General features: G+C 71.7%; 11 protein-coding genes. 8 read left to right on the top strand and 3 right to left on the bottom strand.

Features of this window, described 5'->3' with window-relative positions; genetic code table 11:
- Positions 1-863 precede the first annotated feature (863 nt).
- From KME80_RS35910 to KME80_RS35945, 8 genes are all read left to right on the top strand, one after another.
- Positions 864-1,943 (top strand): MinD/ParA family ATP-binding protein, encoded by a 1,080-nt coding sequence (locus KME80_RS35910; RefSeq protein WP_219511460.1) that lies wholly within the window; start codon positions 864-866, stop codon positions 1,941-1,943.
- A gap of 47 nt (positions 1,944-1,990) precedes the next feature.
- A complete protein-coding gene (locus KME80_RS35915) occupies positions 1,991-4,468 on the top strand; it encodes an ATP-binding protein (protein WP_219511462.1) in 2,478 nt (825 codons plus the stop codon).
- Positions 4,465-6,819, top strand: a complete 2,355-nt coding sequence (locus KME80_RS35920) for a type IV secretion system protein (protein WP_219511464.1) — start codon at positions 4,465-4,467, stop codon at positions 6,817-6,819. The genes KME80_RS35915 and KME80_RS35920 overlap by 4 nt, the downstream gene beginning before the upstream one ends.
- Positions 6,820-6,821: 2 nt before the next feature.
- The gene (locus tag KME80_RS35925; RefSeq protein ID WP_219511467.1) at positions 6,822-7,442 is read left to right on the top strand and encodes a hypothetical protein; all 621 of its coding nucleotides are present in this window, start codon (positions 6,822-6,824) and stop codon (positions 7,440-7,442) included.
- Complete coding sequence (locus KME80_RS35930; protein ID WP_308126068.1) at positions 7,439-8,533, top strand: C40 family peptidase; 1,095 nt, start codon at positions 7,439-7,441, stop codon at positions 8,531-8,533. The genes KME80_RS35925 and KME80_RS35930 overlap by 4 nt, the downstream gene beginning before the upstream one ends.
- On the top strand, positions 8,530-8,922 hold the full coding sequence (locus KME80_RS35935; protein ID WP_219511469.1) for a (deoxy)nucleoside triphosphate pyrophosphohydrolase: 393 nt from the start codon (positions 8,530-8,532) through the stop codon (positions 8,920-8,922). Before KME80_RS35930 ends, KME80_RS35935 begins: the two co-directional genes overlap by 4 nt.
- Before the next feature lie 97 nt (positions 8,923-9,019).
- The gene (locus tag KME80_RS35940) at positions 9,020-10,345 is read left to right on the top strand and encodes a hypothetical protein (RefSeq protein WP_219511471.1); all 1,326 of its coding nucleotides are present in this window, start codon (positions 9,020-9,022) and stop codon (positions 10,343-10,345) included.
- Positions 10,346-10,419: 74 nt separating this feature from the next.
- On the top strand, positions 10,420-11,643 hold the full coding sequence (locus tag KME80_RS35945; RefSeq protein ID WP_219511473.1) for a hypothetical protein: 1,224 nt from the start codon (positions 10,420-10,422) through the stop codon (positions 11,641-11,643).
- A gap of 33 nt (positions 11,644-11,676) precedes the next feature.
- On the opposite strand, the gene KME80_RS35950 is transcribed toward KME80_RS35945, so the two are convergent.
- From KME80_RS35950 to sdhC, 3 genes are read right to left on the bottom strand one after another with little or no spacing between them, the layout of a single operon-like run.
- Positions 11,677-12,432, bottom strand: a complete 756-nt coding sequence (locus tag KME80_RS35950; protein ID WP_219511475.1) for a succinate dehydrogenase/fumarate reductase iron-sulfur subunit — start codon at positions 12,430-12,432, stop codon at positions 11,677-11,679.
- Positions 12,429-14,315: a fumarate reductase/succinate dehydrogenase flavoprotein subunit gene (locus KME80_RS35955; protein WP_219511476.1), complete on the bottom strand. Its 1,887-nt coding sequence runs from the start codon at positions 14,313-14,315 to the stop codon at positions 12,429-12,431. The genes KME80_RS35950 and KME80_RS35955 overlap by 4 nt, the downstream gene beginning before the upstream one ends.
- 14 nt (positions 14,316-14,329) lie before the next feature.
- Positions 14,330-15,118 carry a succinate dehydrogenase subunit SdhC gene (gene sdhC, locus KME80_RS35960; protein ID WP_219511478.1) on the bottom strand — a complete coding sequence of 263 codons (789 nt, stop codon included), beginning with the start codon at positions 15,116-15,118 and terminating at the stop codon, positions 14,330-14,332.
- Positions 15,119-15,227: the final 109 nt, after the last annotated feature.

Below are 15,227 nucleotides of genomic sequence, written 5' to 3' on the forward strand. Positions count from 1 at the left end.
CCAAACCCACCCCACCCCCCGAGGCCACCCAGACCCCCGAGGGAACCCCGGGCCGCCGCAAGGGCAGCCCGACGCCCGACCGCGCACTGCCCGCCGGGAGCGCGTCCGCTGCCGAGCAGCCCCTGGCGATCGAGGGAGCGTCGGCCTCCGAGCAGCCTCCGGTCCGCGGCGGCGCGCGGGGCCGGCAGAGTGCCCCGGCCCGCGAGAGCGCTGCGGCGTCCGAGCGCCCGCTGACCGCCGGGAGCGCCCCCGCGCCCGAGCCGGCCGCGGCCCAGGAGGGGGCGTCGGCCTCAGAGCAGCCTCGGGCCCGTGAGGGTGTGCGGGGACTTGAGGGTGCGCCGGCCCGTGAGGGGGCTGCGGCTTCCAGGCGGAGGCGAGCTGCTGAGGGTGCGTCCGGTGCTGGGCAGACTCCGGCCCGCGAGCCCGCCCCTGCGCCCGGACAGCCCCCGGTGCCTGCGGTGGCGCGTGGAGAGTCCTCGGTCCGTGAGAGTGTCTCCGTCTCCGATGCGGGGCCGGCCGCTGAGGAGGTGGCCGTTTCGGAGGAGTCCCCGGTTGGGGGGAGTGCCGCCCCCGCCTCCGAGCAGGCCCCCGCCTCTGAGGAGGACGCCGCCTCTGAGGAGGCTCCCGCCTCCGAGGAGGGCCACGGTGAGGTTGGTGGGGCTGGGCCGGAGGCCGAGGGGGATGAGGCGGCGCGGAGTCAGCACAGGAAGGGGCAGCCGCCCAGGTTGGGGCCGGGGGTGGCGTTGCCCGACGCGCGGGCGTGGGCGCCGTTGAGCCCCGATGCCAAGCCCGTCACCCTGTCGCGCCCGCTGCGGGGGCGTGAGGCTGAGCTGCCGAGCCGGGCGATTCATCGTCCGGACGTCGTGCCTGGGGAATTGCCGCCCCCAGAGGAGGTCGCGCCGGAGCCGGTGGCCGAGGCGCCGACGGTGCCCGTGGAGCCGGAGGAGGGGCGTGACGGCGGGGCGGCCGTGGTGCCGGGGCCCAGGCCGGGGCAGCGGGTGCGGCGGGTCGAGTCCGTGGTGGGGCGCGACTCGGGCGGCTGGCGGCGCATCGCGCAGGTGGTCGTGGGCGGCAACGGCGTACGGACCGACGGGTCGGAGCTGGACGAGGCGCGCGCCCGGGGCGTGTTCGCCGGGAGCCGGCGGGTGGTGGTGCTGGGGTGCACCGGCGGCGCCGGGCAGAGCACGACGGCGCTGATGCTGGGTCACACGTTCGCGCAGTACCGCGACGACCGGGTGGTGGCCGTGGACGCGGCGTCGGGTGACAGCAGCATGACGAGCCGCATCCATCCGGAGACGCCCGAGACGCTGACGTCGCTGCTGGCGGGGTTGCAGCGGGTGAGCGGCTATCTGACGATGCGCGGCTACACCACGCGCACTGCTTCGGGGCTGGAGGTGGTGGGGGCCGACGGTGACGAGCAGCGGCTGGCCGACCGGGGCCTGTTCTCGGATCACCGGCTGGGCGAGGCGATGAGCCTGCTCGACCGGCACTACAAGCTCACGGTGATCGATCCGGCCGCCGCGCTGGCCGCCCGCGTGCTCCCGTACGCGGATCAGCTCGTGCTCGTGGTGCCCGCGAGCGTGGAGGCACCGGACGCGGTGGCGATGACGTACGAGTGGCTGGACGGGCACGGCTGCGCGGACCTGAGGCGGCGCGCGGTCATGGTGGTCAACGGGGTGAGCCGGCGTTCGATGACGGACGTCGAGCAGGCGGAGGCGGTGGCGCGCGGCAGGTGCCGGGCCATCGTCAGGGTCCCCTGGGACGACGATCTGGCGCCGGGCGGCGCCGGGGTGGTCGATCCGGGGCAGCTGCGCGCGGCCGGGCGGCGGGCGTATCTCGCTCTCGCCGGGGTCGTGATCGCGGGCTTCGCGGCACAGAAGGTCCGAACTGACGAAGAGGAGCTGGCGAGTGACCCCCCGGGCACGAGAATCGGTGAGCGATAAGTGAACATGCGAGCAGGCATGGCCCGTTCATGCGCCGAGGGGGCGGCATGAGCAGGGCGTCTAGAGCGCGTCAGCGCCTGGCGGTCCGCTATTTCGACGACCGCATCCTGCTCACGGACACCGACGCATGGGCGTATTTCCGCCTTCCGACGGTCAGCTACGAGTTCGTCACGCCTGAGGAGCGTGAGGCGCTGGCCACCAACATCACGATCGCGCTGGCCGCGATCAGGATGCCCGACGCCGAGGTGCACCTGCGGGTGGCGCATCGCGCCTATCCGGCGGCGGAGTGGGCGATGGCGCTCAACGCGACCTCCGACGAGGGGCCGGGCTGGCGCGACTACCTGGAGGAGATGTACCGGCACGTCTGGGCGAAGGACTTCTGGTCGAAGGAGGTCTATCTGGGCGTACGGCTCGGTCCGCGGGGCAAGCAGCTGGGCGCCGGGGTGCTGGCTCAGGTGTTCGGCTTCTACCAGAAGACGGAGAAGGTCCTCGGGCTGGAGGACGACCACGTGCCCGAGAGCGAGGTCGGCCGGTGGACCGAGCAGGCCGAGCGGCTGGGCCGGGCGCTGGCGTCCAGTGCCCTGTATGCCCGGCATGCCACGTCGGTGGAGGTCGCGTGGCTGTTCCAGCACGCGGCGGCGGGGGCGCTGGCGGACGCGGCGCCGTCGGCGAGCCCGAAGCGGCGCTGGGGCAAGGGCGAGATCGAGTCGCTGGTCGAGGGTGAGATCCACAACGGCAGGTCGCTGCTGCGGATCGTGCAGCCGCAGGGCGACTCGTACGTGGCGTATCTGTCGTTCGCCCGGTTCCCGGATCTGATGCCGTTCCCCGACGGGGAGCCGTGGATGCACTTCGCCGACCAGTTGCCGTTCCCGGTGGAGGTGTCGTCGCGGATGCGGCTGATCCCGCCGGTGAAGGCGTCCAAGGACGTGGCGCGCAAGCTGGCGCACGCCCGCGACATGGACATCCACATCCGCGAGGCGGGCGCGGAGGCGCCGCTGGCGCTGGCGGAGCAGATCGACGCGGCCCGGATGCTGGAGCACGGCATCACGAAGGAGCGGCTGCCGTTCGTGTACGGGTGGCACCGGCTGATCGTGTCGGCGCCGACCGAGGACATCTGCGTGCAGCGGGTGGAGGCGGTCGTCGAGCACTACCGCGACATGGGCATCGACGTGGTCAACTCGACCGGTGACCAGTTCTCGCTGTTCTGCGAGTCGCTGCCGGGCGAGAAGGTGGGCGTCAACGCCTACGCCCAGCGTCAGCCGCTGCGTACGATCGCGGGCGGGATGGCGACGGCGACCGTCGACCTGGGCGACCGGCTGGAGGAGGGCGGCGAGGGCTGGCTGGGCCCGTACATCGGGGAGACCGTCGGCCGGGCGCGCAGCATCGTGCACTTCGACCCGCTGCTGGCGGCCAGCCGCAACCGGCCGACCGCCATCGCGATCACCGGCGAGCCGGGCGGCGGCAAGACGACGCTGGCCCTGCTGATGATCTACCAGATGGCGTTGCGCGGCGTCACGGTCGCGGTGATCGACCCGAAGGGCGACGCAGAGTCGCTGGTCGAGCTGCTGCAGAAGCGCGAGCGCAAGGCGCGGATCATCCCGCTGGGCTCGGCCGCGCCGGGGCTGCTGGACCCGTTCTCGTTCGGGGACGACATCGCGGCCAAGAAGACGATGGCGACCGAGACGCTGCGGCTGCTGCTGCCGCGCATGTCGGAGGAGCGCGAGTCGGCGATGATCCAGGCGGTGGCGGCGGTGTCCAACGCCGCCGACCCGTCGCTCGGCAAGGTCGTCGACTATCTGGAGCAGGCCGAGGACGCCGCGTCGAAGAACCTGGGCGCGGTGCTGCGCTCGATGTCGGAGATGCACCTGGCCAGGCTCTGCTTCGACCCGTCGGGCGGCGACCAGATCGACAGCGAGGGCTGGACCACCGTGTTCACGCTCGGCGGGCTGACGCTTCCCGACGTGGCCACGGGCCGCGACGACTACTCCTACGAGCAGCGGCTGTCGGTGGCCCTGCTCTACCTGGTGTCGCAGTTCGCCCGGCGGCTGATGAACGGCCTCGACCGGCGCGCGCCCAAGGCGATCTTCCTGGACGAGGCGTGGGCGATCACGTCCACGCCCGAGGGCGCCAAGCTGGTGCCCGAGGTCAGCCGGATGGGCCGCTCCCGCAACACCGCCCTCGTCCTGGTCTCGCAGAACGCGGGCGACCTGCTCAACGAACAGGTGACCAACTGCCTGTCGTCGGTGTTCGCCTTCCGCTCGACCGAACGGGTGGAGGTCGGACACGTGATGTCGCTGCTGGGCGTCGAACCGTCGGAGGAGCACAAGGCCGTCCTCAGATCGCTGGGCAACGGGGAATGCATTTTCCGTGATCTGGATGGCAGGGCGGGCCGCATCGGAGTAGACCTGATCTCCGAGGAGCTGCTCCGCTGGCTCGACACGAACCCGACACACGACAAACCCGGCGGCGGCGGGCATGATGATCTTCAAGGGGGAGTGGGCCACGCGCAGGAGGTGCGGTCATGAGGATCCGGCTACCCAGACGATGGGCTCTGGCGCTCGTGGTGTTGCTCGGCGTCCTCGTGGTGCCGATCGTGGCGGGCAGCCTGTCGCCCGCCGCCGCGGGCCCGTGTGACCTGTCCGGCGAGCTCGCCCCCGAGGTGATCGGCGGCGGCACCGACGGCATGATGCAGCCGCCGACACCCGAGCCCGGCACGCCGGCGGCGGTCACCAACTACAGCCAGTTCGGCATGGCCGGACAGTTCTGGCACACGCACGAGCTCGGCTGCTCCGACATCGCCGCCGTGCTCGGCAACTCGTGGGCCAACACGATCTTCCTGTGGGCCAAGGCCGTCGACCGGCTCACGATCACGACCTACCAGGCGGCGGCGACCGAGGGGCCGCTCCAGTCGATCAAGGACGTGGTCGACGACATCGTGACGAACCTGTCGGAGGCCATGTACTGGCCCTACCTGCAGCCCATCGTCATCCTCGGCGCGATCTGGCTGGCCTGGTACGGGCTGATCCGCAAGCGAGCCACCACGACCGCCGAGGGCGTGATCTGGATGGTGCTCGCGGTCACGGTCGCCACCTGGTTCCTCAGCCGGCCGCAGGACTTCACCGGCCTGGGCAAGGTCGTCACGGACAAGACCGGCGAGGTCGTCAACTCCGCCTTCTCCGGGCTGCCCGGCGCGGGCGGCGCCTCCTGCCTGCCGCCTCCGGGTGACGCCAGCCCCGAGGTCAAGGCCGGCGGCTTCGGCCAGAACGGCACCCCGGGCGTCGACCAGAACGCCGACGCGCTCTGGTCCACACTGGTGTGCAAGCCGTGGCTGATGGGCCTGTTCGGCACCGCCGACCCCAACCAGCCCATCGTGCGCGACTTCGGCCGCACGATGCTGGAGACGCAGTCCATCCCACCGGCCACGGCAGGCCAACCGGCGCCCGACGTGGGAGCGCATCAGGCGAAATATGCCGAGATCGCTGACAAGCTGCGCAACGACTCGCGTTACTTCATCTTCTCCGGGCGTGACTGGACGAGCCGGCTCGGCGTGGCCATCGGCGCGCTGATCGCCGCGCTGGTGGCCGGGGTGCTCATCTTCCTGGTGGCGGTCTCGCTGCTGGTGCTCAAGGTGGGCTTCCTGCTGTTGCTCATCCTCGGGCCGGTGTTCCTGCTCATCGGCGTGCATCCGGGCAGCGGGCGGATCATCGCCATGCGCTGGGTGGAGATGCTGATCGGCACCCTGCTGCGCCAGGCCGTGCTCGCACTCGTGCTCGGCGTGCTCGTGTACGGTTACGCGCTGATCATCTCGACCGCGATGCCGTGGGGCATGCAGATCCTGTTCATGGCGTTGCTGACGATCGCGGTGTTCTTCTACCGGAGGCCGTTCCAGCACCTGTTCGCCTCCATGAACGGGCACACGCTCACCACCCGCATGCTCGGCGACGCGGCCAGCTCGCCCGTCCTGGAGCGGGCCTCGAACGTGCTGCCGCCGGTCGCCTCGGCCAGGATCGGCCGCTGGGGTGCGCGTAAGGCGGAGCCCATCGTCAGCGCGGTGGCGGGCGGCGCGGCCGGCGCCACGGCGGCGACCGTCGCCCAGGGCCGGGCGCGCGGCGAGGAGGGCGAGACCGGCGCGATGCCGTCGGGCGTCCGGGTGCCCGCGCCGCTCGACACCGACCCGCAGGGCGGCAAGGCGGCCGGGCGGCAGGCGCCCGCTCCCCGCAAGGGCGACGCGCCGCCGCTCAACCTGGGTGGCGCGCCGACCCGCACGCGCGGCGCCGGCGCGGCCCCGCGCGGCGCCGCCCCTGGCCGTCCCGGCGGCTCAGGTGGCTCGGGTGGTTCCGGCGGTTCCGGTACGGCGGGCGGCGGCTGGTTCGGCGGCCGTTCGGGCGGTGGCTGGGCGCCACGCGGAGGCTCGGGCGGCACCCGTACGGGCGGTTCCCGCCTCGGCGGCTCGGGCGGCTCAGGCGGCGCGAGCGGGTCGGGCGGGTCCCGGTCCGGCGGCTCCTGGTCGGGCGGGTCCGGCAGGTCGCGGTTCGGCGGTTCCGGGTCCGGCGGGTCCGGGTCCGGGGGGTCGCGCGCGTCGCGGTTCGGCGGTTCGGGCGGCGGCGGGTCCCGGTCGGGCGGGTCGATGTTCGGCGGGTCGCGGCGGACCGGCTCCGGCGGCGGGTCGCGGTCCGACCGGCAGTCGTCCGGCGGCGGCATCTTCGGCAGGAACGAGGACGGGCGCGTGTTCGGCAACGGCGGAGGCGGCAGCATGTTCAGCCGCTCCGAGTCCGACGGCCGCGCCTCCGAGCCGCCGCCGCTGTGGGGCAGCTCCCGCAAGGCCGAGCCGCCGGTGCCGTTCTGGCTCAACCCCTCCCACCCGGACAGGGACTGATCATGGCTCAGCGGGGCGACAAGCGAGGGATGGCCTTCGCCGTCATCGTCGTGATCATCGCTGCCGTCGGCGCCTACCTGTGGCTGTGGCCCGACCCGGAGCAGCCTGCCGCCGAGCAGGCCGCCTCCGGCCGGACCACGAGCACGCCGGTCATCGCGAGCACGCCGCTGGCCACCGCCAGTGACGCGCCCTTCGACGTCTACTCCTTCCTGCCGATGTCCAAGGAGCAGCTCGCCGCCGCCGCCGACCTGGCCGAACGCTTCACCGCCGAGTACGCGACGTACCGCTTCGACGAGGCGCCGCAGACGTACGCCGACCGGGTGCGCAAGTACACCACCGCCGACTTCGGCAACATCCTGGCCAGGACCCGCACCGCGGCCGGCCCGGTGGAGCAGGACGACCAGACCGTGTCGACGGCGACGGCCGCGCTGAAGGAGATCCGGCAGATCGAGAAGACCAGCATCGTGTTCGTCCTCACCGCGACGCAGCAGCTCACCGGCAAGAGCGGCGCCAAGCAGCAGGCGGCCGACTACGCGGTGACGGTCAGCCAGCTGGGCTCCGATTGGCGGGTGTTCGACCTGAGGCCCGCCGACGAGGGCCAGGACGGGGATCCGCAGGGGTGAACACCTCCCGCCCCCGCGTGATCCTCGCGGTCGTCGTCGCCGGGATGCTGCTGCTCGTCCTGGTCATCGTGTCGCCGATGCTGATGACGTCCATCCCGTCGTTCGTCGGCAGCGGTGGCGCGCCGCCCGACTGCACCGACGGCACCCAGGTGCAGGAGGCGTCCGACTCGGCCGCCTCCGACATCCCTGCCGAATACCTGGAGCTCTACCGGCAGCACGGCAAGAAGATCGGCGTCCAGTGGAACATCCTGGCCGCCGTCGGCAAGCGCGAGACCGACCACGGCCGCTCCAACCTGCCGGGCGTCAAGAGCGGCACCAACTACGCCGGCGCGGCCGGGCCGATGCAGTTCCTGATCAGCACGTGGGGCGGCAAGGCCCGAATCCCCATGTCGTCGACGTTCAACGGCTACGCCTCCGACGGCGACGGTGACGGCATCGGCGACGTCTACAACCCCGCCGACGCCATTCTCGGCGCGGCCAGGATGCTCAAGCGCAACGGCGCCCCCGAGAACGTCCGCCGCGCCCTGTTCGTCTACAACCGGGCCTGGTGGTACGTGGACCAGGTCGAGGAGATCGCCAGGAAGTACGCCAGGTCCGGCGAGGTCGAGGTGCCGCCCGAGACCGACGACTCCTGTGACGAGCCGCTGGTCGAGGCCGCGCCCAGCGACGTCGTGCGCAAGATCCTGGCCTACGCGCTGGACCAGCGCGGCAAGCCGTACCTGTGGGGCGGGACCGGGCCCGACGCGTTCGACTGCTCGGGCATCATCTTCGCCGCCTACCGGTCGGCGGGGCTGTCGATCCCGCGCACCACGTTCGGGCAGTGGCCGTTCGGGGTGAAGATCGAACAGGGCACCGAGCAGCCCGGCGACCTGGTGTTCTTCAACGCCGGGCCGGGCACGTCGGCCAACAACCCCGGGCATGTCGGGATGGTCGTGTCGAAGGGGAAGATGGTGGAGGCACGCTGCCGGCTGTGCGGGCCGATCAAGGTGACGAGCTACGAGTCGCGGGACAAGATCGTCGGGTTCACCCGGCCTCTGCAGAACCCCGCCGTCCTCGACCAGCTCGAGAAGCTGAAGAATGCATCCCTATGACAGTGATCGTGGTGGCCGCGGCGATCGTGGGAGACGGCGGGCAGGTGCTCGCCGCGCAGCGGGGCGCGCCCGCGGCGCTGAGAGGCGGGTGGGAGTTCCCCGGCGGGAAGGTCGACCCGGGGGAGAGCGAGCTCGACGCGCTGGTCCGCGAGTGCCGTGAGGAACTCGGCGTGGAGATCGCCGTCGGCGAACGGGTCGGCGGTGACTGGGCGCTCGGCAAGGAGTACGTGCTGCGCGTCTGGCTCGCCACCGTCGCCGCCGGCACGCCCCGGCCCAAGGAACACCTGGCGCTGCGCTGGCTCGCGCCCGGCGCGTACTACGACGTGCCGTGGCTGGCGGGGGACCTGCCCGTGATGAAAGCCGTGGAGAAACTGCTCCGCGAGGATTGAATGGTCGCTCTCTGTGACATAACGATTACTGGGCGTTATTTGTCACGATGAGGGAGGCGGCGTCATGAATCGGGGCTGGATCGTGGGCGGAGCCCTGATGCTCGCTGCCGCAGTGCCCGCCGTGCCGGCGGCGGCCAACGGGGTGTCCATGGTGCTCGACCAGATGGGCAACCCCGACGGAGTGCTCAAATGGATCAGGACCGGCGACGTGCTGCGCTACCAGGTGCGGCTCAAGGGCATGGGGCACGACGCCCGGCTCGCGGTCGCCACGGTCCCGGCCGCCGCCCTCACCACCGTCGCCTGCCCCGCCACGGGGGCTGTCACTGGGCCTGTCACCGGGGTCGTCCCTGAGGCCGCCGCGAGTGCCGCGCCCGCGCCGGTGGGGGCCGGCGTTCCTCCGGAGGGCGTCCCCGGGCGGGTGGCAGGCGCCCGGGTGACGGCGAACCGGGCGCTCTCGGGGACGGTGGACGCCGGTGCCCGCGTGTGCCCGCTCGGGCAGCTCGCCGGCAAGCAGGTCGTGGACGTGACGCTCACCGTTCCGCAGGGGGCCGGCGAGGTCGAGCTGGCCGCCGTGGCGAAGGTGCGCGAGGACGACGGGCTCGGGCACACGACGATCGCCAGGAGTGTGCGTACCGCGGTCTTCGAGGGGCCGGTGCCGCGTGACGTGGTGGGCTTCAGCGGCAACGCCGTACGCCTCACCCAGAAGGCCGCCCCGCCCGCCGCCGTCCCTCCGCGCCCCGGGGGCCACTCGGCACGGCCGTCCCGGCAGGACGCGCTCGCCCAGAGGGACGCATCCCGCCAGGAACGCCTGCCCGCCCAGGACGCGCCCGCCCTCAATGCCGCACCCTCCGTCGGGGGCGCACCCGCGCCGGGCGACGCCACCACGCGGAGGCGCACACCGCCCGTAGGTGGCGCGCCCGCGCCGGGCGACCCCACCGCACGTGGCCGCACACCGTCCACGGGCAGCGCGCCCGCTCAGCGGGGCGCATCCGCTCAGAAGGGCGCGACCGCCCATGACGCGCCGGCCCTCAGTGCGGCCCCCTCGGTCGGGGGTGCGCCCGCGCCCGGTGGGGCCACCGTGCGGGGGTATGCGCCGTACGTTGCGGACGCGCCCGCGTTGGGTGGGGCCACTGCCGTTGGGGGCGTGCCCGACCGGCAGGGAATGCCCGCCCCGGGAGGAGCGCCTGCTGCTGGGGTGGCGGTGGCACCTGTGCAGACCGGGCAGCCGGTGGAGGCGGTGGAGGCGCCCTTGCCTCGGGAGGTCGGGGGCGGGAGGATGCAGGTACGGGCCGAGGAGGCGGTGAATCCGCTGGCCGGGCCGCGGGGCGTGCCTGCCGTGGCGGTGGGGATCGCGGCGCTGATGGGGACGCTGTGGCTGATCGCCAGGGTGCAGCGGGCACGCATTCAAAAAAACGTCTGGTAATTCCGTCTTTACTGTGCCTTTTACCCGACTAGTATTCCCTTGACCAAGGTTGCGGGACTGCGCGGAGGGCACAGGTGGCACGCACGCGAGCGACGGCCGTGTCCGCGATGGTGCTCGCACTGGGGCTGACCTGCGCGGGTGTCGCCCCGTTCGTGGGGCAGAGCGCTTCGGCGACGGCCTTGACCCCGGTGGAGCCGTGTGACGCGGGCGAGGTGTGCGAGGAGGGTCCGCCGGAGACCACGGTCACCGTCATCACCACGCTGCCGACGCCGACCCCGACGGAGCAGCCGGAGACGACGGTCACCAAGACGGTCACGGCGACGCCGACTCCGAAGAAGACGACCGCCAAGCCGACGCCGACGAAGACCACGCAGGCGCCCGATCCGACGCCGCAGACGAGCTCGGCCCCACAGCCTCAGCCGCTGCCGACGCAGAGCGTGGAGGTCCCGGCGGCGACGCCTTCCGAGACGGAGTCGGAGGTCGAGATGCCGCAGGTGGCCACCAGCGACCCGCTGCCGTCGGAGACGCTGCCGCAGTCGTCGGAGAGCGAGCCGATCCCGCTGGAGGTGCGTAACGCGGCGCCGGAGTTCGACCAGCGGACGCTGACGCAGCAGCTCAGCATCCCGGCGCTGGTCATGGTGCTGCTGGTGCTGTTCGCGGTGCTGATCTTCGAGGGCCGGTTGCGCCGGATGGCGCACGCCGCGGCGGTGCGCAAGGCGGGGCCGCAGCTGCCGCCGGTGCCGCCGGAGATGGCGGGCTACCCGGCGGGTCCGGGTTATGCCACGGCGGCGTTCCCGGCTCCCGGTTATCCGGGCGGCACGGCGTACGCGCCGATCATCAGTTTCGTCCCGGTGCAGACGTATCCGGGGGGCCAGGTCCAGTACGGCGCGGTCTACCAGGACCCGGCCATGTACGGCCAGGCGGCTCCCGAACACCAGCAGCCGGCGACCGTGCAGGAGCCGGTGGTGCTGCAGCCGGACCAGTTCGACACCGTGGACCAGGAGCCGGCCTACCGGGCGCCGTTCGAGCCGCTGGTGCCGCCGGAGCCGCCGCCTTCGGACATCCCGCCTGGCGGCGCGGGCCCGTACGAGGACACGCCCGAGCGCCCGCTGGGTGCGGCGTCGATGGCCGAGCAGGGCGACGCCGAGCCGTGGCAGGCGTTCGCGGCGGACCGGACGGTCGTCCAGCCGCTGCCGGGCACGCCGGCGGAGGACACTTCGGGGGACGGCGCGACGGTGGAGGAACCCCGGCCCGAGCAGGGCAAGCGCAAGCGCGGGCTGCGGCGCAAGAGCAAGTGAGAACGGCGGGGCCCGAAGGCCCCGCCGCCGGTGTCACTTGGACGAGCGCTTGAAAATCTTGTTGCCGAGCCAGACCAGCGGGTCGTACTTGCGGTCGACCACGCGCTCCTTCATCGGGATCAGCGCGTTGTCAGTGATCTTGATGTGCTCGGGGCAGACCTCGGTGCAGCACTTGGTGATGTTGCAGTAGCCGAGGCCGTGGTCCTGCTGGGCCGAGTCCTTGCGGTCGGCCACGTCGTACGGGTGCATGTCCAGCTCGGCGATCCGCATGAGGAAGCGGGGGCCGGAGAAGGCCGGCTTGTTCTCCTCGTGGTCGCGGATGACGTGGCAGACGTTGTTGCACATGAAGCACTCGATGCACTTGCGGAACTCCTGGGACCGCTCGACATCGACCTGCTGCATCCGGTATTCGCCGGGCCGCACGCCCTCCGGGGGCGTGAAGGACGGCACCTCCCGGGCCTTCTGGTAGTTGTACGAGACGTCGGTGACCAGGTCCTTGATGACGGGGAAGGTCCGCATCGGGGTCACCGTGATGGTCTCGTCCTCCGCGAAGGTGGACATCCGGGTCATACAGCCCAGGCGCGGCTTGCCGTTGATCTCCATCGAGCAGGAGCCGCACTTGCCGGCCTTGCAGTTCCAGCGGACCGCGAGGTCGGGGGCCTGGGTGGCCTGGAGCCTGTGGATGATGTCGAGGACGACCTCGCCCTCGTTCACCTCGACGGTGAAGTCTTCGAGCCTGCCTTCGCCTCCCTCACCGCGCCAGACCTTGAACTTCGCCTTGTAGCTCATTTCGAAATCCCGTCGAACTCGGCCATCTCTTCGTCGGTGAGATACTTCTTCAGCTCGTCGCGGTCGAACAGGGTGATCAGGTCGTCGCGCATCGGAGGCTGGACGCGCTCCTCGACCTGGATCGACCGGCCGTCGCCGGTGGAGCAGACGAGCAGCTTGCGGCGCCACTCGGGGTTCATGCCGGGGAAGTCGTCGCGGGTGTGGCCGCCCCGGCTCTCCTCGCGCTTGAGCGCGGCCCGCGCCACGCACTCCGAGACGAGCACCATGTTGCGCAGGTCGAGCGCCAGGTGCCAGCCCGGGTTGTAGACGCGCGACCCGGCCGCGCCGACGAGCTGGGCGCGCTCCTTGAGCTTCTCCACGACCTCCAGCGCCTCGGCGACCTCGTCGGCCTTGCGGATGATGCCGACCAGGTCGTTCATCGTTCGCTGGAGCTCCTGGTGGACCTCGTACGGGTTCTCGCCCGAGCGCTGGAGCGGCGCCTCGGCCTCGGCGCGGGCGGCGTCCACGTCCGCCTGCGCGGGCCGGGGCCGGGCGGCGAGCGTGTCGACGTAGGCCGCCGCGCCCGCGCCGGCCCGCCGGCCGAAGACCAGCAGGTCCGACAGCGAGTTGCCGCCGAGCCGGTTGGAGCCGTGCATGCCGCCGGACACCTCGCCCGCCGCGAACAGGCCGGGCACGGAGGCCGCGCCGGAGTCGGCGTCGACCTCGACGCCGCCCATGATGTAGTGGCAGGTCGGGCCCACCTGCATCGGCTCGGCGGTGATGTCGACGTCGGCCAGCTCCTTGAACTGGTGGTGCATCGACGGCAGCCGGCGCTTGATCTCCTCGGCGGGCAGCCGGGTCGACACGTCCAGGTAGACGCCGCCCTGGGGGGATCCGCGCCCGGCCTTCACCTCGGCGTTGATGGCCCTGGCGACCTCGTCACGCGGCAGCAGCTCCGGCGGACGGCGGTTGTTGGCCTGGTCGGTGTACCAGCGGTCGCCCTCCTCCTCGGTGGTGGCGTACTTGTCCTTGAACACCTCGGGGATGTACTTGAACATGAAGCGCTCGCCCTCGGAGTTGCGCAGCACGCCGCCGTCGCCGCGCACCGACTCGGTGACGAGGATGCCGCGCACGGAGGGCGGCCAGACCATCCCGGTGGGGTGGAACTGGATGAACTCCATGTTGATCAGCTTGGCCCCGGCCAGCAGGGCCAGCGCGTGGCCGTCGCCGGTGTACTCCCAGGAGTTGGAGGTGACCACGTACGACTTGCCGATGCCGCCGGTGGCGAGCACCACGGCGGGGGCGTCGAACAGGACGTAGTTGCCGCTCTCGCGCCAGTAGCCGAACGCGCCGGCGATCCGGTCGTCCTGCTTGAGCAGGCGGGTGACCGTGCATTCCTGGAAGACCTTGATGTAGGCCTCGTGGTCGCCGTGCGTCTCGAAGTCCTCCTGCTGGAGGGCGACGACGCGCTGCTGCAGGGTCCGGATCATCTCCAGGCCGGTGCGGTCGCCGACGTGGGCGAGCCGGGGGTACTCGTGGCCGCCGAAGTTGCGCTGGCTGATCTTGCCGTCCTTGGTGCGGTCGAACAGCGCGCCCCACGCCTCCAGCTCCCAGACCCGGTCCGGGGCCTCCTTGGCGTGCAGCTCGGCCATGCGCCAGTTGTTGAGGAACTTGCCGCCGCGCATGGTGTCGCGGAAGTGCACCATCCAGTTGTCGTCGGAGTTGACGTTGCCCATCGCGGCGGCGGCGCCGCCCTCGGCCATGACCGTGTGGGCCTTGCCGAACAGCGACTTGCACACGATCGCGGTGCGCTTGCCCTGCTGACGGGCCTCGATGGCGGCGCGCAGCCCGGCGCCTCCCGCGCCGATGACGACGACGTCGTATTCGTGACGCTCGATTTCCACTGTGAAACGATTCCTTACGCGAACGGGAAGGCGATGATGCCCTTGGCCACCAGACGGACGTAGAGGTCGGCGCCCATGACGGAGAACATCGAGGCCCAGGCCCACTGCTGGTGCTTGGCGTTGAGCTTGGAGACGAGGGTCCAGGCCTTGTAGCGGAACGGGTGGCGCGAGAAGTGGTTGAGCCTGCCCGCGGTGATGTGCCTGCAGGAGTGGCAGCCCAGCGTGTAGCCGAGGATGAGCACGGCGTTGGCCAGCAGGATGTAGCTGCCGAGGCCGAGCGGCTTGTGGACGAGCGCCAGGATCGCGTCGTAGGTGAGGATCGCGCCGATCAGCAGGGCGAAGTAGAAGAAGTAGCGGTGGATGTTCTGCATGATCAGCGGGAAGCGGGTCTCACCGGTGTACTTGCCGTGCGGCTCCTGCACCGCGCACGCCGCCGGCGACAGCCAGAACGAGCGATAGTACGACTTGCGGTAGTAATAGCAGGTCAGCCGGAACCCGCCCGGCAGACCGAGGATGAGCAGCCCCGGCGGCAGCGCGTACCAGTCGCCGATCGGAGCCCACCCGAACAGCCGGGCGCCGTCGCACACCGCGGAGGTCGTCAGGCAGGGCGAGGCGAAGGGGGCGATATAGGGCTCGACGAAGTTGCTCGTGTCGATGATCGCCCACACCCCGTAGACCAGGAATGAGCTGAGCCCGAGAAACGTCAGCAGCGGGGTGATCCACCATCGGTCGGTGCGCAGGGTGCGCACCTTGACTTGGGCACGCTGCCTTCTCACTGGAGCGTCGGGCGTCGTCTGGGTCATCGCGGACCTCTCCACCTCCCGCGGACCCCGCACGCCTGGGGTCCGGGTCGTCTGTCTGGCGCGCACATGTGGCGGGCGCTGTGCTCCGCTCCGGCGCGCGTTGGTGTGG

The organism is Nonomuraea ceibae, from assembly GCF_019396325.1.
In the GTDB taxonomy this organism is placed as follows: domain Bacteria; phylum Actinomycetota; class Actinomycetes; order Streptosporangiales; family Streptosporangiaceae; genus Nonomuraea; species Nonomuraea ceibae.

Bases quoted from the DNA above. Each gene is read 5' to 3' on its own strand.
- KME80_RS35915 (WP_219511462.1), top strand. From the start codon at position 1,991: ATGAGCAGGGCGTCTAGAGCGCGTCAGCGCCTGGCGGTCCGCTATTTC.
- KME80_RS35935 (WP_219511469.1), top strand. From the start codon at position 8,530: ATGACAGTGATCGTGGTGGCCGCGGCGATCGTGGGAGACGGCGGGCAG.
- KME80_RS35925 (WP_219511467.1), top strand. From the start codon at position 6,822: ATGGCTCAGCGGGGCGACAAGCGAGGGATGGCCTTCGCCGTCATCGTC.
- KME80_RS35940 (WP_219511471.1), top strand. From the start codon at position 9,020: ATGCTCGCTGCCGCAGTGCCCGCCGTGCCGGCGGCGGCCAACGGGGTG.
- KME80_RS35950 (WP_219511475.1), bottom strand. From the start codon at position 12,432: ATGAGCTACAAGGCGAAGTTCAAGGTCTGGCGCGGTGAGGGAGGCGAA.
- KME80_RS35920 (WP_219511464.1), top strand. From the start codon at position 4,465: ATGAGGATCCGGCTACCCAGACGATGGGCTCTGGCGCTCGTGGTGTTG.
- sdhC (WP_219511478.1), bottom strand. From the start codon at position 15,118: ATGACCCAGACGACGCCCGACGCTCCAGTGAGAAGGCAGCGTGCCCAA.